Source organism: Achromobacter sp. LC458 (assembly GCF_001005835.2).
In the GTDB taxonomy this organism is placed as follows: Bacteria; Pseudomonadota; Gammaproteobacteria; order Burkholderiales; family Burkholderiaceae_B; genus Achromobacter; species Achromobacter spanius_B.
Genome location: NZ_LBHW02000001.1, coordinates 94,536 through 116,073, shown reverse-complemented (window position 1 = coordinate 116,073; position 21,538 = coordinate 94,536). Strand labels below are relative to the sequence as shown.

General features: G+C 63.9%; 23 protein-coding genes. 16 read left to right on the top strand and 7 right to left on the bottom strand.

The features are described 5' to 3' along the window. Positions 1-34: 34 nt before the first annotated feature. The 11 genes from YH64_RS00510 (at position 35) to YH64_RS00460 (ending at position 12,061) form a co-directional block, all read left to right on the top strand. Positions 35-1,261, top strand: a complete 1,227-nt coding sequence (locus tag YH64_RS00510; RefSeq protein WP_046802577.1) for a polyhydroxyalkanoate depolymerase — start codon at positions 35-37, stop codon at positions 1,259-1,261. A 112-nt stretch (positions 1,262-1,373) separates the two neighbouring features. Continuing rightward, positions 1,374-2,018 carry an electron transport complex subunit RsxB gene (gene rsxB / locus YH64_RS00505; RefSeq protein WP_046802576.1) on the top strand — a complete coding sequence of 215 codons (645 nt, stop codon included), beginning with the start codon at positions 1,374-1,376 and terminating at the stop codon, positions 2,016-2,018. Next, on the top strand, positions 2,015-2,650 hold the full coding sequence (gene nth / locus YH64_RS00500; RefSeq protein ID WP_046802575.1) for an endonuclease III: 636 nt from the start codon (positions 2,015-2,017) through the stop codon (positions 2,648-2,650). Before rsxB ends, nth begins: the two co-directional genes overlap by 4 nt. 341 nt (positions 2,651-2,991) lie before the next feature. Next, positions 2,992-3,765 carry an ABC transporter ATP-binding protein gene (locus tag YH64_RS00495; RefSeq protein WP_046802574.1) on the top strand — a complete coding sequence of 258 codons (774 nt, stop codon included), beginning with the start codon at positions 2,992-2,994 and terminating at the stop codon, positions 3,763-3,765. Then, on the top strand, positions 3,762-4,472 hold the full coding sequence (locus tag YH64_RS00490) for an ABC transporter ATP-binding protein (RefSeq protein ID WP_006223796.1): 711 nt from the start codon (positions 3,762-3,764) through the stop codon (positions 4,470-4,472). The genes YH64_RS00495 and YH64_RS00490 overlap by 4 nt, the downstream gene beginning before the upstream one ends. 61 nt (positions 4,473-4,533) lie before the next feature. Next, entirely contained in the window at positions 4,534-5,748 is a 1,215-nt protein-coding gene (locus YH64_RS00485) for an ABC transporter substrate-binding protein (protein ID WP_046802573.1), read from the top strand. A 96-nt stretch (positions 5,749-5,844) separates the two neighbouring features. Continuing rightward, on the top strand, positions 5,845-6,732 hold the full coding sequence (locus YH64_RS00480; RefSeq protein WP_046802572.1) for a branched-chain amino acid ABC transporter permease: 888 nt from the start codon (positions 5,845-5,847) through the stop codon (positions 6,730-6,732). Continuing rightward, complete coding sequence (locus tag YH64_RS00475; RefSeq protein WP_046802571.1) at positions 6,729-7,712, top strand: branched-chain amino acid ABC transporter permease; 984 nt, start codon at positions 6,729-6,731, stop codon at positions 7,710-7,712. The genes YH64_RS00480 and YH64_RS00475 overlap by 4 nt, the downstream gene beginning before the upstream one ends. A gap of 112 nt (positions 7,713-7,824) precedes the next feature. After that, a complete protein-coding gene (locus YH64_RS00470) occupies positions 7,825-8,868 on the top strand; it encodes an ABC transporter substrate-binding protein (RefSeq protein WP_046802570.1) in 1,044 nt (347 codons plus the stop codon). Positions 8,869-8,954: 86 nt separating this feature from the next. After that, on the top strand, positions 8,955-9,800 hold the full coding sequence (locus YH64_RS00465) for a branched-chain amino acid aminotransferase (protein ID WP_046802569.1): 846 nt from the start codon (positions 8,955-8,957) through the stop codon (positions 9,798-9,800). Positions 9,801-9,904: 104 nt separating this feature from the next. After that, the gene (locus tag YH64_RS00460; protein ID WP_143215221.1) at positions 9,905-12,061 is read left to right on the top strand and encodes a phosphocholine-specific phospholipase C; all 2,157 of its coding nucleotides are present in this window, start codon (positions 9,905-9,907) and stop codon (positions 12,059-12,061) included. Between the two features lie 95 nt (positions 12,062-12,156). Here YH64_RS00460 and YH64_RS00455 read toward each other — a convergent pair whose 3' ends face one another. The 5 genes from YH64_RS00455 to YH64_RS00435 form a co-directional block, all read right to left on the bottom strand. Further along, complete coding sequence (locus tag YH64_RS00455) at positions 12,157-12,918, bottom strand: ABC transporter ATP-binding protein (RefSeq protein ID WP_046802568.1); 762 nt, start codon at positions 12,916-12,918, stop codon at positions 12,157-12,159. Continuing rightward, positions 12,915-14,753: an ATP-binding cassette domain-containing protein gene (locus YH64_RS00450; protein WP_052945917.1), complete on the bottom strand. Its 1,839-nt coding sequence runs from the start codon at positions 14,751-14,753 to the stop codon at positions 12,915-12,917. The genes YH64_RS00455 and YH64_RS00450 overlap by 4 nt, the downstream gene beginning before the upstream one ends. A 5-nt stretch (positions 14,754-14,758) precedes the next feature. Next, the gene (locus YH64_RS00445; RefSeq protein WP_046802567.1) at positions 14,759-15,796 is read right to left on the bottom strand and encodes a branched-chain amino acid ABC transporter permease; all 1,038 of its coding nucleotides are present in this window, start codon (positions 15,794-15,796) and stop codon (positions 14,759-14,761) included. 166 nt (positions 15,797-15,962) lie between these two features. After that, complete coding sequence (locus YH64_RS00440) at positions 15,963-17,126, bottom strand: ABC transporter substrate-binding protein (protein WP_046802566.1); 1,164 nt, start codon at positions 17,124-17,126, stop codon at positions 15,963-15,965. A 309-nt stretch (positions 17,127-17,435) separates the two neighbouring features. Beyond that, entirely contained in the window at positions 17,436-17,993 is a 558-nt protein-coding gene (locus YH64_RS00435; protein WP_104142990.1) for a biotin transporter BioY, read from the bottom strand. Between YH64_RS00435 and YH64_RS30730 the strand changes: the two genes are divergently transcribed. Beyond that, complete coding sequence (locus tag YH64_RS30730) at positions 17,905-18,096, top strand: pentapeptide repeat-containing protein (protein WP_143215200.1); 192 nt, start codon at positions 17,905-17,907, stop codon at positions 18,094-18,096. The two genes, YH64_RS00435 and YH64_RS30730, sit on opposite strands and share 89 nt — an antisense overlap. On the opposite strand, the gene YH64_RS00425 is transcribed toward YH64_RS30730, so the two are convergent. Together YH64_RS00425 and YH64_RS00420 are read right to left on the bottom strand one after the other, a co-directional pair. Then, a complete protein-coding gene (locus YH64_RS00425) occupies positions 18,074-18,670 on the bottom strand; it encodes an energy-coupling factor transporter transmembrane protein EcfT (RefSeq protein ID WP_046802564.1) in 597 nt (198 codons plus the stop codon). The two genes, YH64_RS30730 and YH64_RS00425, sit on opposite strands and share 23 nt — an antisense overlap. Then, the gene (locus YH64_RS00420) at positions 18,667-19,344 is read right to left on the bottom strand and encodes an energy-coupling factor ABC transporter ATP-binding protein (protein WP_046802563.1); all 678 of its coding nucleotides are present in this window, start codon (positions 19,342-19,344) and stop codon (positions 18,667-18,669) included. The genes YH64_RS00425 and YH64_RS00420 overlap by 4 nt, the downstream gene beginning before the upstream one ends. Positions 19,345-19,396: 52 nt before the next feature. Between YH64_RS00420 and msrB the strand changes: the two genes are divergently transcribed. From msrB to YH64_RS00400, 4 genes are all read left to right on the top strand, one after another. Then, entirely contained in the window at positions 19,397-19,795 is a 399-nt protein-coding gene (gene msrB, locus YH64_RS00415) for a peptide-methionine (R)-S-oxide reductase MsrB (RefSeq protein WP_046802562.1), read from the top strand. Continuing rightward, positions 19,796-20,371, top strand: a complete 576-nt coding sequence (locus YH64_RS00410) for a septation protein A (RefSeq protein ID WP_046802561.1) — start codon at positions 19,796-19,798, stop codon at positions 20,369-20,371. It abuts the gene before it with no gap. Positions 20,372-20,452: 81 nt separating this feature from the next. Next, positions 20,453-20,722, top strand: coding sequence for a BolA family transcriptional regulator (locus YH64_RS00405; protein ID WP_046802560.1), 270 nt, complete (start codon positions 20,453-20,455; stop codon positions 20,720-20,722). A gap of 17 nt (positions 20,723-20,739) precedes the next feature. After that, positions 20,740-21,516, top strand: coding sequence for a peptidylprolyl isomerase (locus tag YH64_RS00400; RefSeq protein ID WP_046802559.1), 777 nt, complete (start codon positions 20,740-20,742; stop codon positions 21,514-21,516). Positions 21,517-21,538 lie beyond the last annotated feature (22 nt).

Here is a 21,538-nt window from a genome sequence, read left to right as displayed (position 1 = left end):
GGGCACACGCACGACCCAGAAGGACATCACCCAAATGCTGTACCAATTGCACGAAATGCAGCGCGCCTTCCTGACTCCGTTCGCTGCATTCACGGATGCCGGTTCTCAGCTGTTCTCCAGCCCCTACAGCCCCCTCGCTTACACCCCGATTTCCCGCCAAATGGCCGCCGGGTATGAGCTGATGACGCGTATCGGCAAGGAATACCAGAAGCCCGCCTGGAATCTGCCCGCCACCGACATCAACGGCAAATCGGTCCGCGTGACCGAAACCGTTGCGCTGGACAAGCCCTTTTGCCGCCTGGTGCACTTTCACCGCGACGTGCGCGGCGCCGGCAAGGACGACCCGAAAGTGCTGCTGGTGGCGCCGCTGTCCGGCCACCACGCCACCTTGCTGCGCGACACCGTGCGCGCCCTGCTGCCCGGCCATGACGTCTACGTGACGGATTGGGTCGACGCCCGCATGGTGCCGCTGTCCGCCGGGCCGTTCCATTTGAACGACTACGTCCGCTATGTGCAGGATTTCATCCGCCATCTGGGTCCCGACGTGCACGTGATTTCGGTTTGCCAACCCACCGTGCCGGTGCTGGCCGCCGTGTCGTTGATGGCCACCGCCAACGACCCCTGCCAGCCGCGCAGCATGGTGATGATGGGCGGCCCCATCGACCCGCGCCAGTCGCCCACGCAGGTCAATCGCCTAGCCACCACCAAGCCGTATTCGTGGTTTGAAAACCAGGTGATCCACCCGGTGCCGCCGCGCTATCCGGGGGCCGGCCGCAAGGTCTACCCCGGCTTCCTGCAGCACGCCGGGTTCATGGCCATGAACCCCGATCGCCACATGAAGTCGCACTACGAGTTCTACCTGGACCTGCTGCGTGGCGATGACAGCGACGCCGAAGCGCATCGCCGCTTCTACGACGAATACAACGCCGTGCTGGACATGCCGGCCGAGTTCTACCTGGACACGATCAAGATGGTGTTCCAGGACTTCGCCTTGCCCAGCGGCACCTGGGAAGTGGACGGCCAGACCGTGCGCCCCGCCGATATCAAAAAGGTTGCCCTTTTCACCATCGAAGGCGAGCTTGACGATATTTCGGGCCAGGGCCAGACGCGCGCCGCCATCAAGCTGTGCAAGAACATTCCGGCCGAGCGCAAGTCACATTACACGGCGCCCAATTGCGGCCATTACGGCATTTTCTCGGGCCGCCGCTGGCGCGAAATGATCTGTCCTAAAATTGCCGAGTTCATCCGGCAATCGGCTTGACGACGGCAAGGCGCCGTCCTGCAACTGACGCGCGGGCCTGGCCCGCGCCTTCTCAAGCCTGATCCGTATTCCACGGGGCCCGAGTGGCCCCTTTTTCTTTTATTGGCCTTACATGTCCTGTCGTTCACTTGCCGACCGCATCGACGCCTTATTGCCGCAGACGCAATGCACCAAGTGCGGCTACGACGGCTGCCGGCCCTACGCCGACGCCATCGCGCAAGGCTCGGCGCCCATCAACCGCTGCCCACCGGGTGGCGACGACGGCATTGCCGAGCTGTCCGAACTGCTGCAAACCCCTGCCCTGCCGCTGGACCTTGAGCGCGGCGAACCCGGCCCGCTGCTGGTCGCGCGCATCGACGAGTCGCACTGCATCGGCTGTACGCTGTGCATCCAGGCCTGTCCCGTGGATGCCATCGTGGGCGCCAACAAGCACATGCACACCGTGCTGGCCGATTGGTGCACCGGCTGCGACCTGTGCGTGGCGCCTTGCCCGGTGGACTGCATTCAGATGGTGCCCGCCGGCCGCGCATGGACAAATGCCGACGCCGACATCAGCCGCCAACGGCATCGCAGCCATCTGGCGCGCGCCGAGCGCCTGGCCGCTGATAACGCGCGGCTGATGGCGCCGGAAGCGCCCGCCGCCACCAGCGCGCAGCCAGCCCCCGAGGACGACGCGCAAAGCCAGGACCGCAAGCGCTCCGCCATTGAATCCGCGCTGGCCCGCGCCCGGGCCCGCCGCAATCCAACGCAGTCATGAACGCAGCCAAACGCCGTGAGATCTTCGCCCGCCTGCAAGCGGCCAACCCCAACCCGACCACCGAACTGGAATACGACACGCCGTTCCAATTGTTGATTGCGGTGCTGTTGTCGGCGCAAGCGACCGACAAGTCGGTGAACATCGCCACGCGCAAGTTCTTTCCGCATTACGGCACGCCGCAAGCCTTGCTGGCGCTGGGCGAAGAAGGCCTGTCCGACTACATCAAGACCATCGGCCTGTATCGCACCAAAGCCAAGAACACGATTGCCACCTGTCGAATCTTGCTGGAGCATCACGGGGGCCAGGTGCCCACCACGCGCGAGGCGCTGGAATCACTGCCCGGCGTGGGCCGCAAGACGGCCAACGTGGTGCTCAACACCGCGTTCGGCCAGCCCACGATGGCGGTGGATACGCACATCTTCCGCGTGTCAAATCGCACCGGTATCGCGCCCGGAAAGAACGTGCTGGAAGTTGAAGAAAAGCTCGTCAAATTCATCCCGCGCGAATATATCCAGGACGCGCACCATTGGTTGATTCTGCATGGCCGCTACATCTGCGTGGCGCGCAAACCGAAATGCCCGCAATGCGGTATTTCGGACCTGTGCGAATTCAAGCAAAAGACGCCGGCCTGATGCGGCGCCGGGCGGTGCCGCCATGGGCGCCGCCTTCCCACGATTGCATGACGCGTTGATAACAATCAAAGCAAATTTGCTGCAACGCATTGCGTCGTAAAAAGGGTTTTCCCGCCTTGCGCGGCGTGTATTGTCGGCCTGCCGACAATTGCCCTTTCCGCACTGCAAAACCTATGTAAAACCCTCATGGAATTTTAATAAAGAGGTCCGCATACTCGCCGGCAACTCATCGGAAAACTACGAAAGATCCTTAGGATGTTCGATAGGTTTTCCGCCCTTCGGGGGCTTGGCGCAATGACGGCAGGCAGAGACCATATAAATACAACGCTGGTGCAGCGGACATGGATGACACAATCCTGGAGACAAAAGGCCTCACCAAGGAGTTCCGCGGATTCGTCGCGGTCAATGGGGTCGATTTGCGTATCAAGCGAGGCCAGATTCATGCCTTGATCGGGCCTAACGGCGCGGGCAAGACGACATGCTTCAACCTGCTTACCAAGTTCTTATCCCCCACGTCGGGAACCATCAAGTTCAACGGCATCGACATCACCGGCGAGCGCCCCGCGCAGATCGCCCGGCGCGGTGTGATCCGTTCGTTCCAGATATCGGCGGTGTTTCCTCACCTGACCGTGCTGGAGAACGTGCGCATCGGCTTGCAGCGCAAGACCGGGCTGTCGTTTCACTTCTGGCAAAGCGATAAGCGGCTGGCGTCCTTGAACGAGCCGGCGCGCGCGCTGCTCGAACAGGTGGACCTGGGCGCCTTCGCGGACGAGACCACGGTGAACCTGCCGTATGGCCGCAAGCGCGCGCTGGAAATCGCCACCACGCTGGCCATGGAACCCGAGCTGATGCTGTTGGACGAACCCACGCAGGGCATGGGCCACGAAGACGTCGACCGCGTCACTCAACTGATCAAACGCGTCAGCGCCGGCCGCACGATTCTGATGGTGGAACACAACATGAATGTCGTGTCCTCCATCGCCAACACCATCACCGTGCTGGCGCGCGGGTCGGTGCTGGCCGAAGGCACGTACGCCGAAGTCTCGCGCCATCCCGCCGTGATGCAAGCCTATATGGGCACCACCGACGGCGAACTCCAAGGAGCGCACGCATGAGCACCCCGGCACTTGAAATCTCGGGCTTGCAAGCCTGGTACGGGGAATCGCATATCCTGCACGGCGTGGATATGCGCGTGGGGCAAGGCGAAGTCGTCACGCTGCTGGGCCGCAACGGCGCCGGCCGCACGACTACGCTGCGGGCCATCCTGGGCCTGACCGGATCACGCAAGGGTTCGGTGCGCATACACGGCACCGAAGCCATCGACCTGCCGACCTACAAGATCGCGCACCTGGGCGTGGGTTACTGCCCCGAAGAGCGCGGAATTTTCGCCAGCCTGTCCTGCGAAGAAAACCTGCTGCTGCCGCCCGTCGTGGGCTCGCTGGGCGGGGGGATGTCGCTGGCCGAAATCTACGACATGTTCCCCAACCTGCAAGAGCGCCGGAATTCGCCGGGCACGCGCTTGTCGGGCGGTGAACAACAGATGCTGGCGGTGGCGCGCATCCTGCGCACCGGCGCCAACCTGCTGCTGCTGGACGAGATCTCGGAAGGCCTGGCCCCTGTCATCGTGCAGGCGCTGGCCCGCATGATCACGACGCTCAAGCAACGTGGCTACACCATCGTCATGGTGGAACAAAATTTCCGTTTCGCCGCGCCCTTGGCCGATCGCTTCTATGTGATGGAGCACGGTCAGATCGTCGAGCATTTCGAAGCCGCGGAACTTTCAGAAAAACAGGACACGCTCAACGAACTGTTGGGCGTCTAAAACAACCTGTCATCCGCCGGAACCCCGGCAACACAACACCGTAGGGAAGAGGAGTCATCCCATGAAGCTGCACACCATCACTGCTGCACTGGCCATGGCGGGCCTGGGATTTGCAGGGGCAACCGCCCACGCGCAAGGTATCTCCGACGATGTCATCCGCATCGGCTTCATCACCGACATGTCGGGCGTGTATTCCGACATCGACGGCAAGGCCGGTCTGGACGCGATCCGCATGGCGATCGAAGACGCCGGCGGCAGCATCAACGGCAAGAAGATCGAAGTGGTCTCGGCCGACCACCAGAACAAGGCCGACGTTGCCTCGGCGCGCGCACGCGAATGGTTCGACCAGCAGAAGGTCGACGTCATCGTCGCGGGCACCAATTCGGCCACCAGCCTGGCCATGGCGGCCGTGGCCGCTGAAAAGAAGAAGCCGTTCATCGCGGTGGGCGCGGGCGCGTCCGACCTGACGAACGCGCAATGTTCGCCCTACACCGTGCACTACGCCTACGACACCGTGGCGCTGGCGCGCGGTACCGGCTCGGCGGTGGTGAAGGACGGCGGCAAGAGCTGGTTCTTCCTGACGGCCGACTATGCCTTCGGCCACGCGCTGGAACGCGACACGATGGCGGTGGTGAAAGCCGCCGGCGGCGAGATCAAGGGCCAGGTGCGCGCACCGCTGGGCGCGTCTGACTTCTCGTCCTTCCTGTTGCAAGCGCAGGCGTCCAAGGCCCAGATCCTGGGCATGGCCAACGCCGGCGGCGACACCATCAACACCATCAAGGCCGCCAATGAATTCGGCGTGACCAAGACGATGAAGATGGCCGGGCTGCTGGTGTTCATCAACGACGTGCACTCGCTGGGCCTGCAAGCCACCCAAGGCATGTACCTGACCGACGGCTGGTACTGGGACCAATCCGACGCCTCGCGCTCCTGGTCCAAGAAGTTTGAAGCCAAGGTGGGCCGCAAGCCGTCGATGCTGCAAGCCGGTGACTACTCGTCGCTGTCGTTCTACCTGAACGCCGTCAAGGCCACCGGCACCGACGACGCCGACACCGTCATCAAGTGGATGAAGTCGAACAAGATCAACGACTTCTTCACCCAGGGCGGCTATGTGCGCGAAGACGGCCGCATGGTCCACGACATGTACCTGATGCAAGTGAAGACCCCGGCCGAATCCAAGGGCCCGTGGGACTACTACAAGGTCGTGGCCACGCTGCCCGGCGACGAGGTCTACACCAAGTTGTCCGAATCCACCTGCAAGCTGGTCAAGAAGTAATTCCGGCTCATGTGACCCCAGGGTGCGGCCCGGCGCGGGCCGTGGCCGCACCTTGAATTCGCTCACTTTTATCCGTACGCGCAGGATTTTCACAAGATGACTGACCTTTTCGGCATCCCTATACAGGCCTTGTTTGGCCAGCTATTACTGGGCCTGGTCAACGGTTCCTTCTATGCCATGTTGTCGCTCGGGCTTGCCGTTATCTTCGGGCTGCTGAACGTCATCAACTTCGCGCACGGCGCGCTCTACATGCTGGGCGCGTTCATCGCCTGGATGGGGCTGTCGTACCTGGGGTTGAACTACTGGGTCATGCTGATCCTGGCGCCGCTGGTCGTTGGGCTGTTCGGCATATTGATCGAAAAATTACTGCTCAAGCATCTGTACAAGCTTGATCACCTTTATGGGCTGCTGCTGACCTTCGGCCTGACGCTGTTGATCGAAGGCCTGTTCCGCAGCTTCTACGGCGTGTCGGGGCAACCCTATCCCACGCCCGATGCGCTGCGTGGCGCGACCAACCTGGGCTTCATGATTCTGCCCAACTATCGCGGCTGGGTAGTGGCGGCGTCGGTCGTGGTCTGCCTGGCAACCTGGTTCGTGATCGAACGCACCCGCCTGGGCGCTTTGCTGCGTGCCGGCACCGAAAATCCGCGCCTGGTCGAAGCCTTCGGCGTGAATGTGCCGCGCATGATTACGCTGACCTACGGCTTCGGCGTGGCGCTGGCCGGGTTTGCAGGCGTACTGGCCGCGCCGGTTTTGCAGATATCGCCGTTGATGGGGTCCAACCTCATCATTGTCGTGTTCGCCGTGGTCGTTATCGGCGGCATGGGGTCCATCATGGGCGCCATCGTCACCGGTCTGGGCCTGGGTGTGATTGAAGGACTGACCAAGGTGTTCTGGCCCGAAGCGTCCAGCACCGTGGTGTTCATCATCATGGCCATTGTTCTGTTGATCCGCCCGGCCGGGCTGTTCGGAAAAGAAAAATGAATCGTCAATTCCTGGGCTATGCGGTATTGGCCGTCGTGGTGGCCGCTCTTCCCTTTCTGGGGGTGTACCCGATCTTCGTCATGAAGATCATGTGCTACGCGCTGTTTGCCTGCGCATTCAACCTGCTGCTGGGCTTTACCGGACTCTTGTCGTTCGGGCACGCCGCCTTTCTGGGCAGCGCGGCCTACGCGGCCGGGCACGCGATGAAAGTCTGGGGCTTTCCCACCGAAATCGGCTTGCTGTTCGGGGTGGGCGTGGCGGCGCTGCTGGGGCTGGCGATGGGAGCCATCGCCATTCGCCGCAGCGGCATTTACTTCGCCATGATCACGCTGGCGCTGGCGCAGATGGTGTTCTTCTTCTTCCTGCAGGCCAAGTTCACGGGCGGTGAAGACGGCCTGCAAAGCGTGCCGCGCGGCACCTTGCTTGGAATGCTGGACTTGTCCAAGGACATCAACCTGTACTACGTGGTGATGGCCATTTTCGTCCTGGGTTACTTCATCATCTGGCGCACGGTGAACTCTCCATTCGGACAAGTGCTGCAAGCGCTGCGCGAGAACGAGCCACGCGCCATTTCGCTGGGCTATGACGTCGACCGCTTCAAGCTGCTGGCCTTCGTGCTGTCGGCCGCATTGGCCGGGCTGGCCGGGGCGACCAAGACGCTGGTGTTCGTATCGGCCACCCTGTCGGATGCCACCTGGCAGATGTCGGGGCTGGTCATCCTGATGACGCTCATCGGCGGCTTGGGCACCTTGACCGGACCGATCCTGGGCGCCTTCATCGTGGTGCTGCTGGAAAACAAGGTGGGCGACTTCGGCCAGATGATGGCCAACCTGACCGGCGTGGAATGGTTCCTGCGCCTGGGGGAATCGGTGACCATCGTGATCGGCCTGATCTTCGTTATCTGCGTGCTGGCGTTCCGGCGCGGCATCGTTGGCGAGGTCGGCGCGTTCATCGACAAGCGCCGCGCTGCCCGGGCCTGAATCCCGGCGGTGGGTTCTTCCTTCGGGGCCGCATCACGCGGCCCCGATTGCATTGGGCGTCGGCGCCGTGGCCCGTACAATAAAACGCACCCAACCCCACAGGTGCCTGACCATGCGCAATCTGCATCCGCTCGCCCCCGTTCTTGGCGCAATCTCGCTGGCCGCCGCGCTGGCCTCATCCATCATTGCCCCCGCTGCCAACGCCGCCCCCGACTCTGCCCCATCGGCCACTTGCGAAGTCGACCGCCCCATCCGCTTCAGCGGCTTGAACTGGGAGTCCAACCTGGTGCTGGCCGGCATTGAACGCTACGTGCTGGAACACGGTTATGGCTGCAAGACCACCGTCGAAATCGGCGAAACGCTACCCATGCTGGCCGCCCTGCAACGCGGCGATGTGGACGTCACGCCGGAAGTCTGGCCCGGCCAGATCGAAGGGGCCTGGAAAAAGGCCTTGGCCAGCGGCAAGGTGCTGGGCGTGGGCCACGTGTACGACGCGGGCGAAGGCTGGTACGTGCCGCGCTATACGGCCGAACGCCACCCGGACCTGAAGGCGGCATCCGACTTGGCGCGCTTCAAGGACGTCTTTGCCGACCCCGAAGACCCCGGCCGCGGCCGCATCTACGGGTGCCCGGCGGGCTGGGCCTGCGGCACGCTGAACGACAACCTGCTGCGCGCGCTGAAGCTGGACAAGGACTACGCGCTGTTCGCGCCCGGCTCGGGCGCCGCGCAAAAGGCGGCCATCGTGTCGGCCTACAAGCGCAAGCGCGACATCGTCTTCTATTACTGGACGCCCACCTCGCTGGTCGGTGCGCTGGACCTGGTCAAGCTGCAACTGCCCGCGTTCGACCAAGCCGCCTACACCTGCATGACGGACCCCAAGTGCACCAACCCCGTGGCCACCGAATTCAAGCCCAACCCGGTGGTGACCGGCGTTAACGCGGCCTTTGCCAAACAGGCGCCGAAGGTCACTGAATTCCTGACCAAGCTGACCGTGCCGGACGACGCCATCAACGCCACGCTGGGCTGGCTGGAAACCGAGGGCAAGGAACCCGAGGACGCGGCGCGCTATTTCCTGAAGCAGTACGGACCCGTGTGGCAGCAATGGGTGCCGGCCGACGTGGCCGAGCGCGTGCAGGCGTCTCTCGCGCGCGAATAAACGCCCGGTCGCGGCCGGCTCCTCATGTATCCTGACGTTTCGGCGCCGCTGCCGCGCCACCCCAATTCGAGTAAAGGAAGATAGACATGGACGCCCTGTATTGGCACAACGGTCACTGGACCACCGACAACCCCAAACTGCTGGGCCCGGCCGACCACGCCTTCTGGATGGCCAGCATGGTGTTTGACGGCGCCCGCGCGTTTCGCGGCCTGACGCCCGACCTGGACCTGCACTGCCAGCGCGTCGTGCGGTCGGCCGAAAAAATGCTGATGAAGCCCCAGATCAGCTGGGAAGAGATCCAGAAGCTGTGCCTGGAAGCCGTATCCCGGTTCCCGGCCGGCACCGAGCTCTACATCAAGCCGATGTTCTACTGCGCCGACGGTTTCCTCTTGCCTGACGCCGACAAGACGCAGTTCGTGCTGCACGTGTTCAAGGTGCCCATGCCCGGCGAGCAAGGCTTTTCGGCCTGCTTTTCCAGCTACGCCCGCTCTTGGCCGAACATGGCGCCCACCGACGCCAAGGCGTCCTGCCTGTATCCGAACGGCCAGCGCGCCATTCGCGAAGCCGCCGACAAGGGCTTTGACAACGCCATCATGCTGGACGGCGCGGGCAACATCGCTGAATTCGCCACCAGCAACCTGTGGATCGCCAAGGACGGCGTCGTGTCCACGCCGGTGGACAACGGCACCTTCCTGAACGGCATCACGCGCCGCCGCGTGCTGGCGCTGCTGAAGGCCGATGGCGTTGACGTGCAGGAACGCAGCCTGACCCGCGCCGACATCGAAGCCGCCGACGAAGTGTTCTCGTCCGGCAACTACGGCAAGGTCGTCCACGTGAACCGCGTCGAAGACCGTGCGCTGGAATACGGCCCCATGGCCCGCCGCGCGCACAAGCTGTACATGGACTACGCGGAAAGCACCGGCAGCAAATAAGCTCGCGCACATCTGGCGCCATCGCCATCGCCGTTGCCGTCAGCCAGATAAAAGGAAAGGCGCGTAGGCTATCGGGCTTCGGACCGTAAGGTGAGCCAATGCCCATACACAGCAGACGCGATTTCCTGCGCAATAGCGCGGCCCTTGCCGGGGCCGGCAGCGCCCTGGCCATGTTTCCCGCCGCGATCCGGCGCGCCCTGGCCATTCCGGCCAACCAGCGCACGGGCACGATCCACGATGTTGAACACATCGTGATCTTCATGCAGGAAAACCGGTCGTTCGACCACTACTTCGGCGCGCTTGCCGGCGTGCGCGGGTTTGGCGACCGTTTTCCGATTCCAGTGCCGGACAGCCCCGACTATCGGCATCGCACGGTCTGGGCGCAATACAACGACAAGCCCGACGAGGGCGCTCCGCGCACGGTGCTGCCCTATCGGCTGAATACGCAGGAAGCCTTCGAAACCGTGCGCGTAGCCAGCACGCCGCACACCTGGTCCAACGCGCAAGACGCCTGGGATGCCGGCCGCATGGGCCGCTGGCCCGCCGCCAAGAAAAACCATTCCATGGCGTACTACGAAGCGGCCGACATGCCGTTCCAGTACGCCATGGCGCGCGCCTTCACCGTTTGCGACGCCTATCACTGCTCGTTCACGGGCGGCACCAACACCAACCGGCTGTTTGTGTGGACAGGCACCAATGACGGCGCGGGGCGCGGCAACGGCCCGGCGTTGGGCAACGTCTATAACAAGCTGACGGGCGGGGACCCCGCCGGCGCCTACACCTGGACCACTTACCCGGAACGGCTCGAAGCGGCCGGTGTCAGTTGGCGCATCTACCAGGACATGGCCGACAACTATTCCCTGAACCCCACCGCCGGCTTCAAGGCGTATCGCGACGCCTATCACGGCGTGCCGGGATCGCTGGCCGCGCTGAAGGACAAGGCGCTGACCACTCGCGGCCTGGACCTGCTGCGCCAGGACGTGCTGGACGGAACGTTGCCGCAGGTGTCCTGGATCTGCGCCACCAAGGCCGGGTCCGAGCATCCCAGCCCGTCCAGCCCGGCGCAGGGCGCGGACTACACGGCGCGCGTGCTGGACGCGCTGACCGCCAACCCGGACGTCTGGAGCAAGACCGTCCTGTTGCTGATGTTCGACGAGAACGACGGCTTCTTCGACCACATGCCGCCCCCTGCCCCGCCATCGCGCGATGCCGGCGGCGCGCTGGCCGGTGCGTCCACGGTGGACACGCAGGGCGAATACCACGAGCACATCACGGGCGTGGAAAAGGACGACACCTCGGCGCACCTGCACGGCGTGTATGGGCTGGGGCCGCGCGTGCCGATGTACGTGCTGTCGCCGTGGACCAAGGGCGGCTGGGTCAACTCGCAGGTGTTCGACCACACCTCGGTGCTGCGCTTTGTTGAACAGCGCTTTGGCGTGGCCGAGCCGAACATTTCCGCATGGCGCCGGGCCGTGTGCGGCGACCTGACGTCCATTTTCGATTTCGCTACACCGAACAACAACGACGAGCTGCTGCGCGCCTTGCCGCCCACCGCCGAGCGCGCGGGGCAGGCATCCGCGCTGGCCGGCACGGTGGTCCCACCGGCGCCTGCGCAGCCCTCGCCGGCTCGCCAGCCGCCCGGCACGCGGCCGTCGCGCGCCCTGCCCTATGCGCTTCAGACTCACGCGCGTATCGATGGCGAAAGCGTCACCCTGGAATTCGACAATATCGGGATGGCGGGCGCGGTGCTGCACGTCTATGACCGCCTGCGCCTGGACGACGGGCCGCGTCGGTACACGGTGCAAGCGGGCAAGCGCCTGCAAGGTCGATGGCTGGCGGCGGAAGGCGACCGCCGCTACGACTTGTGGGTGTTGGGGCCTAACGGTTTCCACCGCCACTGCACGGGCCGCGCCGCGCCGAATGCGCCGCCCCCGCTGGAGGTCACGGCTGCCTACGCGGGAGCAGGTGCGGTGTTGCAGGTGTCGGTGCGCAACGCAGGCGCCGCGCCACGGGCATTTCGCATCGAAGCGAATGCCTATGATTTCCCGCGCAAGACGAGCGCCAACTTGGCGGCAGGCGAATCGGTCAGCCTGTCCTGGGACATGGGGGCAAGCGGGGGCTGGTACGACATTACGGTGCATGACGAAGACGATCCGTCTTTTACGCGCCGATTGGCGGGCCGCATCGAAACGGGTGCCCCGTCCACATCCGATCCCGCCATGGGGCAGGCGTTGATTCTGCATTGGAAGCCGGCGGCCTGACGGCGCGGTGCGGCGCGGTGCGGGACAAGCCCGCGCGCAAAAAAAACCGGGCGCCAGCCTGAGCCGGCGCCCGGTTTCATGTCGGCACAGGCCGACTATTCTTTCTCGGCGCCCTTGCCCAGGCCCAGATAACTTTCAATGACCTTCGGGTCGCCCGCCAGTTCACGTGCCGGGCCGTGCAGAATGACCTCGCCCGTTTCCAGCACGTAACCGTAGTCGGCCACTTGCAGCGCCGCGCGGGCGTTTTGTTCGACCAGCAAAATCGCCACGCCCGTTTCCCGCAAGCGCGCGATGATGTGGAAGATCTCGCGCACGATACGGGGCGCCAGGCCCAGGCTGGGCTCGTCCAGCATCAGCAGGTTGGGTTTGGCCATCAGTGCGCGGCCCACGGCCAGCATCTGACGTTCACCGCCCGACAGGGTGCCGGCCTGCTGGCCACGCCGCTCGCGCAGGCGCGGAAACAGGTCGAACACTTCGTTCAGCGTGTCGCGCCAACCGGCTTCGCGGGCGCGGTAACGACGGAAGCCGCCCAGCAGCAGGTTGTCTTCAACGGACATGGTGCCGAATAGTTCGCGACGCTCGGGCACCAGCGACATGCCGGCCGCCACGCGCTTTTCGACTTGCCAGCCGGACACATCGGCGCCCGCATAGTGCACGGTGCCGGCGGCATGGCCGGTGTGCGGCAGCGACCCCATCATCGCGTTCAGCATGGTGGACTTGCCCGCGCCGTTGGCGCCGATCACGGTCACGATGCTGCCGGCGGGCACGGTCAGCGACGCGCCGACCAATGCGCCAACCTTGCCATAACGGGCCGACAGATTGCTGACTTCCAGCACGGGCGATTGCGTCGCGCTCATTGCACACCTCCTGCCGAAACCGGCTTGGCCTGATCCGCTTCGGGCAGGTCGTCATCGATGCCGCCCAGATAGGCTTCCAGCACCGCCGGGTTCTTTTGCACGTCGGCCGGCACGCCTTCGGCCAGCTTGGTGCCGAAATCCATCACCACCAGGTGGTTGGTCAGGCGCATCACAAAATCCATATCGTGTTCGACCAGCAAAATGCTCATGCCTTCCGAGCGCAGTTGCTCCAGCACGCGCGCCAGGTCTTGTTTTTCCTTGTAGCGCAGGCCGGCGGCCGGCTCGTCCAGCAGCAGCAAGACCGGGTCGGACGCCAGCGCCCGCGCAATTTCCAGAATGCGTTGCTGGCCCAGCGCCAGGTTGCCCGCCTGTTCGTACAGGTATTCGCCCAGTCCCACGCGCTTGATCTGTTCGGCGGCTTCGTGCAGCAGCTGCGCTTCGCGGGCACGGTCCGAATGCAAGGCGCCGGCCAGCACGCCCACGTCAGAACGCAGGTGCGCGCCCAAGGCCACGTTCTCCAGCACCGTCATGCCCGGCAGCAATTGCACGTGCTGGAACGTGCGCCCCACGCCCAGCTTGGCGATCTCGCGCGCGGAACGATTGTCGATGCGCTGGCCCATGAACGTGACCTTGCCACGGGTCACGGGCAGCACGCCGCTGATCAGGTTGAACGTGGTGCTCTTGCCGGCGCCGTTGGGGCCGATCAGACCCATGATTTCGCCGGAACGGACCTTGAACGTAATGTCATTGACGGCAACCAGACCACCGAATTCCTTGCGGATGGCATCCACTTCCAACACCACCTGCCCGGCTTCAGGACGCATGCGGGTCGGCAGCGCTGGCGCCGGCGCGGGCGGCGCCAGATTGCGGCGCGAACCGTCCGCGCCGGTGATGCGGCTCCACCAGGTAGCCAGGATGGGCCAGAGGCCGTTGCGGGCGTATTGCAGCATCAGGATCAGCAGCACGCCAAAGACGATCATTTCAAAGTTGGCGTTGGTGTCCAGCAGCTTGGGCAGCCAATTTTGCAATTGGTCCTTCAGCACCAGGATGACGCCCGAGCCCAGCAAGGCGCCCCACACGTAGCCCGCACCACCGACCACCGCCATGAACAGGTATTCAATGCCGTAGTTCACGCCGAACGGGCTGGGGCTGACGGCGCGCTGCATGTGCGCGTAGAGCCAGCCCGAAATGCAGGCCAGCAAGGCCGCCCAGACGAAGATCACGACCTTGTACGCCGCCGTGTTCACGCCCATGGATTCGGCCATGCCCGCGCCGCTTTTCAGCGCCCGGATGGCACGGCCCGGCCGCGAATTGAGCAGGTTGCGGGTAGCCCACAACGCCAGCAGCACGAAGATCCAGATCAAGTAATAAATGTTGCGACCGCTGGCCAGCGACACGCCGAAGATGCTGATGGGTTCGATGCCGGCAATGCCGTCATGCTTGCCCAGCCAGTCGATATTGCCGAACAGGAAATACAGCGACAGGCCCCACGCGATGGTGCCCAGCGGCAGGTAGTGCCCCGACAGGCGCAACGTGATCGCGCCCAGCAGGTAGGCCACCACGGCGGTCAGCACCAGGCCTGCGGGCAAGGCCAGCCACGGCGACACGTCGTACTGCGTCGTCAGGAAAGCGGTGGTGTAGGCACCCAGGCCCACGAACGCGGCCTGGCCGAACGAAGTCAGCCCGCCCACGCCGGTCAGCAGCACCAGGCCCAGCACGACCAGGCTGGCAAGGCCGATGTAGTTAAGTTGCGTCACCCAGAATTCGGGCGTGACCGGCACCAAGGGCAGGCCCGCCAGGACGACGATGAAGACGGCAAGCAAAATGCGGTTCATGGCGTTTATTCCTCTTCGTCCACGTGATGGGTGCTGAACGAACGCCAGACCAGAACCGGGATAATCAAGGTAAAGACGATCACTTCTTTATAGGCGCTGGCCCAGAAGGACGAGAAAGATTCCAGCACGCCGACCAGCAGCGATCCGGCGGCGGCCACGGGGTAGCTGGCCAGGCCGCCGATGATGGCGCCCACGAAGCCCTTTAGTCCGATCAGGAAGCCGGTGTCGTAATAAACGGTGGTGATCGGGGCGATCAACATGCCGGACATGGCGCCGATGGCCGTGGCCAACGTGAAGGTCAGGCTGCCGGACATGGTGGTGCTGATGCCGACCAGGCGCGCGCCGCGGCGGTTCACGGCGGTGGCGCGCAACGCGCGGCCGTACAAGGTCTTGCCGAAGAACAACCACAGGGCGGCGATCAGCAATGCGCAGGTGGCGACAACGAACAGGCTTTGCGCGGACCAGGTCATGAAGCCCAGGTCGACTTGCCCGCTGACGAACGCCGGGGTGCGCCAGCCTTCGGCGCCAAAGAACACCAGCGCCAGGCCGGTCAGCGCGAAGTGCACCGCGACAGATACGATCAGCAGCACCAGCACGGTGGCTTCGGCCAAGGGTTGATAGACGATGCGATAGACCATGGGACCCATCGGGATCACCAGCAGCAGCGTCAGCAGCATGTTCAGCCACAACGAGTTGTCGGGGCCGATGTAGCTTTGGGTCACCCAGAACAGCGCCAGCGGCAGGACGATGCAGGTGACCAGCGTTTTGGGCAGGCCAGCGAAACTGCGGGTGCGCAAGGCGCGCACCAGTTCCATCGCCAGGCACAGGGCGCCCAGCAGCGGCAGCAGGTAGGCGGTGCCCGGCATCTTGCCGTCGACCAGCATGGCCAGGGTCAAGGCGCCGAACGCCACGAACTCACCCTGGGGAATGAAAATGACGCGCGTAACGGCAAACACCAGCACCAGCGCCATGCCCAGCAGGGCATAGATGGCGCCGTTGACGATACCGTCTTGCAGCAGGATCAGCGCAATTGAGGAATCCATCTAACAACCTTATTGATTCTTGGTGTTCCGGCCCCGCCCGGGACACTGATACGACACACCGGCCGGAAAGGCCGGTGCGAAGCATTGCTCGGGTGCCGCAAGACACACGCCAGCGGTTGGCGCGGCCTTGCAAGACACATCCGTGGATCGGGCAATCCGAAGGGAATTACAGGCCGGGCTGATAGACCCACTTGCCGCCTTCAACCTTGACGATGACGCGCGAACGCTCGTCAAAGCCGGCGTGGTCGGTGGGCGACATGTTGAACACGCCTTGCGAGGCGGCCAGGTCCTTCACGTTTTCCAGCGCATCGCGCATGGCGGCGCGGAACTCCGGCGTGCCGGGCTTGGCGCCCGTCTTCAGCGCCACGGGCACCGCGGCCACGACCAATTGGCCGGCGTCCCACATGTGGCCGCCAAACGTGTTGGTGGAGTTGGCGCCGTTGGCCTTCTCGTAGGTTTCAACATAAGCCAGGGCCGACTTCTTGACCGGGTTGGAATCGGGCAACTGGGCGGCGACCAGCAGCGGGCCGGCCGGCAGGAACATGCCGTCGCAGTCCTTGCCGCAAACGCGCAGCACGTCGTTGTTGGCGGCGCCGTGGGTTTGGTAGATGGTGCCGCCGTAGTTGCGGGCCTTCAGTTCCTTTTGCGGCAGCGCAGACGGGGTGCCGGCGCCGGCGATCAGGATGGCGTCCGGCTTGGCGCCGACCAGCTTGAGCACCTGACCCGTCACGCTGGTGTCGGTACGGCTGTATTTTTCGATGGCGACAATTTCAATGCCCTTGGCCTTGGCGGCCTTTTGCATCACGTCCAGCCAGCCGTCGCCGTAGGCGTCGGCAAAGCCGATGAAGCCCAGGGTCTTGACCTTGGACTTGGCCATGGCGTCGGCCAGGGCGCCGGCCATCAGCGCGTCGTTTTGCGGGGTCTTGAACACCCAGCGGCGCTTGTCGTCCACGGGTTCCACGATCTTGGCGCTGGCGGCCACGCTGATCATCGGCACCTTGGCTTCAGCGGCCACGTCGACCATGGCCAACGAGCCCGGCGTGACCGACGTGCCGATCAGCACGTCGACCTTGTCGTCGGTAGCCAGCTTGCGCGAGTTCTTCACGGCTTGCGTGGTGTCGGTGGCGTCATCCAGCACGATCCATTCGATCTTCTGGCCGGCCACTTCCTTGGGCAGCAATGCCACGGTATTGCGTTCGGGGATACCCAGCGACGCAGCGGGGCCGGTGCTGGACACCGTGACGCCGACCTTGACCTGCGCGCTTGCCAGGAGCGGCACGGCCAGGGCGAAAGCGGCAGCCGCCGCGGACAAGCCGAAGTGCTTGCGCATATTTTTTGTCTCCTGTGGTGGCTCTTATGTGCCTCGATCGAGGCGAAGCGAGCCTAGTTAAAGTTATACAGAAAAAAATATTATAGGGTTAAAACAGTATCAGATGACGTCACGCAACTACGGTAAATCCCTGATGTGCTATGGAAACCTTGTTTCAGCAAACGCATTCGTTAATGGCGAACTTGATGGCGAACTTGTACTAGAAAATCTTTCGGCGCGTCAGTTGGGGGATTCCCTTGTAATGGGCAGCATGCCCCAAAGCGCATCGCCAGCTGGTTACCTTACTGTCACGCCGCACTGACAAATCTGTCAGCGGCCCAACATCGGCCACACCCTTTCCACGCGCGAAGCCACCCAGGCGGCGATCACGACTTTGATCAGGTCGCCCGGCAGGAACACCGCCACGGCGGCGGCCGCCTTGGGCAGACCCATCTTGGTCACCGAGGCCAGCCACGGCACGCCAAACGCATAGACGACCACAATGCCGCCCACCCCGCAGGCCACGACATACGCGCCCAGCTTCGCCCAGTCGCGGTGGGCTCGGCCCACCAGCGTGCGGGTCAGCCAGCCGATGACAAATGCGCCCACCACCATGCCCACCAGAAAGCCGCCCGTGGGCCCCATGAACGCGCCCAATCCGCCACGACCGCCCGGCAGCACCGGCAGGCCGATCGCCGCCAGCAGCAGGTAAAGCAGGCAGGCCAGCGCGCCACGCACGGGGCCCAGCATGGCGCCCGCCAGCATGACGCCCAGCGTCTGCAAGGTGATCGGCACCGGAATGCCGGGCAGTGGTATCGGCGGGATCAGGCTCAGGACGACGATCAGCGCGGCAAACAGCGCAATCAGCACAGTGTTATGGGATTTCATGGCATTACCTATTGGGTGGGGTGGGTGCGCCCGGCTGAGGGGCGCCCGGCTGAGGGGCGCCCGGCTCAGGGGCGCCCGGCTCAGGGGCTGCGCGCGTCGATAGCTTCGGCCACTTCCTGGGCGCGCTTTAATGTCAGCACGATCAAGGGCACGATCAGGGCAACCGGATGGGCGCCCAGCCCCCGCGCCGCCTGGGCCTCGCGGATGTCTTGGAAATTGCGCCAGATTTCAGGCACGAACCGCAAGGTCAGCGCCAGTGCCAGCGCCACTTTGCCGGCGTCGACCAGCCCGATCCGCTCAAACGGCGTCAACGCCCGTTCGCAGACGGCGATCAGGTCCGACGTGCGCGTGGCCAGCGTGACGGCCAGCGCCAGCCCCACCATCGCGCCCACTCGCAGCACGACGGCCAGGGCGTCGATCAGCCCCTGGAATACGCCCGTGAACAGCGCCACGGCCAGCAGCACCCACAGCAGCCCGCGCACCTGGCGCCAGACGGCGGCGGCCGACACGCCCGTGGACCAGACCAGAATGGCCGAAACGGTAAACGCCGCGCCCAGCCACCGCGGGTCGCGCAGCATGAACAGCCCCGCCCCGGCGGCCACCAGCGCCACCAGCTTTACCCAGGCAGGCAGCCGGTGCAGTGGACTGCGGCCGGCGACGTAAAGAGGTTCGATCATGCGCAGTGCTCCCGGTACCAGCGCAAGGCCGGCGCGGGCGTGTCGTCGGCGGCAATGACACCATCGCGCACGACCAGCACCCGGTCAAAATCGTCCAGCAGGTCCAGGTCGTGGCTGACGACCACGGCATCATGGGGCAGCGCGGCAATCGCGTCTCGGACCCGGTTGCGGTTGCGCAGGTCCAGCTGTGTGGTGGGTTCGTCAAAGACGACCAGCGCCGGCGCCATGACCAGCACGGCCGCCAACGCCACCAGTTGGCGTTCGCCGCCCGACAGCGTGTGGCTGCTGCGGTCGGCCAGATGCCCGACCCCCAGCGCATTCAATTGGGCGTCGATGCGCGATTCACGCAGCGCCTTGTCCGGTTCCAGCCGCTTCAGCCCAAAGGCCAGGTCTTCGCGCACGATCGGGAAAACAATCTGGTTTTCGGGGTTCTGGAACACAAAGCCCACACGGCGGCGCACGGCTTTCAAATCGTACCGAGTGTCCAGCCCATCCACCCGAACACTGCCCGACGATGGCAGCACCAGCCCGTTCAGCAGGCGCGCAAGCGTGCTCTTGCCGGCGCCGTTGGGCCCGACGATGCCGATGCGGCGCTCGGCCAGCGTCGCGCTCACCCCGCGCAACACTTCCGCCTGGGGCGTGGCCACTACCGCCTGGTCAAACTCGATTAACATGGGGCGGGATTATGCCCGAACCATTTCGGGCATCGGGACTCCAAGAGCTGATATGGAAAAAGTACGCAAATCCGACGCCGAATGGCGCGCACAACTTTCCCCCGAAGAATACGTGGTCACCCGCGAAAAGGGTACCGAACGCGCATTCACCGGGCGTTACTGGAATACGACCACGCCGGGCATTTACCGCTGTGTGGGCTGTGGCACGGCCCTGTTCGCATCCGACACCAAATTCGACGCGGGCTGTGGCTGGCCCAGCTACTTCCAGCCGCTGGACCCCGAACTGGTGCGCGAAGAGCGCGACGTCAGCCACGGCATGGTCCGCACCGAAGTCCTGTGCAACGTATGCGATTCGCACCTGGGCCACGTCTTCCCCGACGGCCCGCCGCCCACCGGGCTGCGCTATTGCATCAATTCCCTGTCGATGACGTTTGAACCCATAGAAGACTGAATGAAGAAGTTTCTGTTCGACCTGTTTCCGCTGTTCCTGTTCTTCATTGCTTATCGGTACACGGACATCTTCATCGCCACGGGCGTCGCCATGGCGGCGGCCGTGCTGCAGATCGTGTGGCTCAAGCTCACGGGCCGCGCCACCGAGGCCATGCACTGGATCAACCTGACGGTCATCCTGGTCTTCGGCGGCGCCACCATCTGGTTGCACAGCGATGTCTTCATCAAGTGGAAGCCCACCGTGCTGTATTGGCTGTTTGGCGGTGCGCTGCTGATTTCCCGCTGGGTGTTCGGGCGCAATCTGATTCGTCGGCTGATGGAAAAGCAGATTCAACTGCCCGACGCCGCCTGGGACAAGCTGAACCTGGTCTGGGCAGCCTTCTTCCTGGTCGCCGGCGCGCTGAACCTGTATGTGGCGTTCTCCGGTCATTTCACCGAATCGCAATGGGTCAGCTTCAAGGCATTCGGCCTGATGGGCTTGATGGTCGTCTTCGTGATCGGCCAGTCGGTATGGCTGGGCAAGCATATCCAGACCGACGACACCGCCGGTTCCGGCACGCCGCCGGGCAAGCCCTGACGCGCCAGCCGGCCCGACCACACGGTCCAATCATAGGCGCGCCCACCCTCGTGGGCGCGTCGGAACTTTCATCAAGCCGCCATGTCCGACAACACCGATCGCATCACCCTGATCCGAGAGCGCCTGGCCGCCCTGGAACCTGTAACGCTGGACATCCTGGACGACTCGCATTTGCATGCCGGCCACGAAGGCAGTAAAAACGGCGCCGGCCACTATCGCGTCCATATCGTAGCGCCTTGCTTCACGGGGCTCTCCGCCGTGGCGCGACATAGGCTGGTGTATCATCATTTGCAAGATTTGATCCCCTATCCGATTCATGCGCTTGCGCTAGATGCCCAGGCTCCCAAATAGAAAGTAAAAGGATATTCATGAAACGCATCGTCATGCTGGCTGCGGCCTGCGTCATCGCCGTGCCCGCTTTCGCGCAAAACGTGGCCACCGTCAACGGTAAGGCCATTCCGCAAAAGAATTTGGATCAATTCGTCAAGCTGCTGGTCAGCCAGGGCGCGACCGATTCGCCGCAATTGCGCGAACAGGTCAAGCAAGAAATGATTAACCGCCAGATCTTCGTGCAAGCCGCCGAATCCAGCGGCATCGCCAAGCAAGCCGACGTTCAAACCGAAATCGAACTGGCCCGCCAGGGCATCCTGGTTCGCGCCCTGATGGCCGACTACCTGGCCAAGAACCCGGTTTCGGACGCCAAGGTCACCGCCGAATACGAGAAGATCAAGAAGGAACAAGCCGGCAAGATGGAATACAAGGTCCGTCATATCCTCGTCGAAGACGAGAAGACGGCCAATGACCTGTTGGCCCAGATCAAGAGCAACAAGAGCAAGTTCGACGATCTGGCCAAGAAGAACTCGAAGGACCCCGGCAGCGCCGAAAAGGGTGGCGATCTGGGTTGGGCTCCCCCGACCAACTACGTCCAGCCGTTCGCGCAAGCCGTGACTCAGTTGAAGAAGGGCGAACTGGTCGACAAGCCGGTCCAAACCCAATTCGGCTGGCACATCATCAAGGTTGAGGACACCCGCCCGGTGGAATTCCCGCCGCTGGATCAAGTGCGTCCGCAACTGGAAGAAATGCTGCGCCAGCAAACCCTGGCCGACTACCAGAAGCAACTGCGCGACAAGGCCAAGATTCAGTAAGCCTGCCCTGCGCCAAAATCAA

Coding starts and splice junctions, on each gene's coding strand:
- YH64_RS00510 (WP_046802577.1), top strand. CDS start 35: ATGCTGTACCAATTGCACGAAATGCAGCGCGCCTTCCTGACTCCGTTC.
- YH64_RS00400 (WP_046802559.1), top strand. CDS start 20,740: ATGAAACGCATCGTCATGCTGGCTGCGGCCTGCGTCATCGCCGTGCCC.
- YH64_RS00410 (WP_046802561.1), top strand. CDS start 19,796: ATGAAGAAGTTTCTGTTCGACCTGTTTCCGCTGTTCCTGTTCTTCATT.
- YH64_RS00495 (WP_046802574.1), top strand. CDS start 2,992: ATGGATGACACAATCCTGGAGACAAAAGGCCTCACCAAGGAGTTCCGC.
- YH64_RS00475 (WP_046802571.1), top strand. CDS start 6,729: ATGAATCGTCAATTCCTGGGCTATGCGGTATTGGCCGTCGTGGTGGCC.
- rsxB (WP_046802576.1), top strand. CDS start 1,374: ATGTCCTGTCGTTCACTTGCCGACCGCATCGACGCCTTATTGCCGCAG.
- YH64_RS00455 (WP_046802568.1), bottom strand. CDS start 12,918: ATGAGCGCGACGCAATCGCCCGTGCTGGAAGTCAGCAATCTGTCGGCC.
- YH64_RS00465 (WP_046802569.1), top strand. CDS start 8,955: ATGGACGCCCTGTATTGGCACAACGGTCACTGGACCACCGACAACCCC.
- YH64_RS00420 (WP_046802563.1), bottom strand. CDS start 19,344: ATGTTAATCGAGTTTGACCAGGCGGTAGTGGCCACGCCCCAGGCGGAA.
- YH64_RS00490 (WP_006223796.1), top strand. CDS start 3,762: ATGAGCACCCCGGCACTTGAAATCTCGGGCTTGCAAGCCTGGTACGGG.
- YH64_RS00405 (WP_046802560.1), top strand. CDS start 20,453: ATGTCCGACAACACCGATCGCATCACCCTGATCCGAGAGCGCCTGGCC.
- YH64_RS00440 (WP_046802566.1), bottom strand. CDS start 17,126: ATGCGCAAGCACTTCGGCTTGTCCGCGGCGGCTGCCGCTTTCGCCCTG.
- YH64_RS00470 (WP_046802570.1), top strand. CDS start 7,825: ATGCGCAATCTGCATCCGCTCGCCCCCGTTCTTGGCGCAATCTCGCTG.
- YH64_RS00425 (WP_046802564.1), bottom strand. CDS start 18,670: ATGATCGAACCTCTTTACGTCGCCGGCCGCAGTCCACTGCACCGGCTG.
- YH64_RS00485 (WP_046802573.1), top strand. CDS start 4,534: ATGAAGCTGCACACCATCACTGCTGCACTGGCCATGGCGGGCCTGGGA.
- YH64_RS00445 (WP_046802567.1), bottom strand. CDS start 15,796: ATGGATTCCTCAATTGCGCTGATCCTGCTGCAAGACGGTATCGTCAAC.
- msrB (WP_046802562.1), top strand. CDS start 19,397: ATGGAAAAAGTACGCAAATCCGACGCCGAATGGCGCGCACAACTTTCC.
- YH64_RS00435 (WP_104142990.1), bottom strand. CDS start 17,993: ATGAAATCCCATAACACTGTGCTGATTGCGCTGTTTGCCGCGCTGATC.
- nth (WP_046802575.1), top strand. CDS start 2,015: ATGAACGCAGCCAAACGCCGTGAGATCTTCGCCCGCCTGCAAGCGGCC.
- YH64_RS00480 (WP_046802572.1), top strand. CDS start 5,845: ATGACTGACCTTTTCGGCATCCCTATACAGGCCTTGTTTGGCCAGCTA.
- YH64_RS30730 (WP_143215200.1), top strand. CDS start 17,905: ATGCCGGGCAGTGGTATCGGCGGGATCAGGCTCAGGACGACGATCAGC.
- YH64_RS00450 (WP_052945917.1), bottom strand. CDS start 14,753: ATGAACCGCATTTTGCTTGCCGTCTTCATCGTCGTCCTGGCGGGCCTG.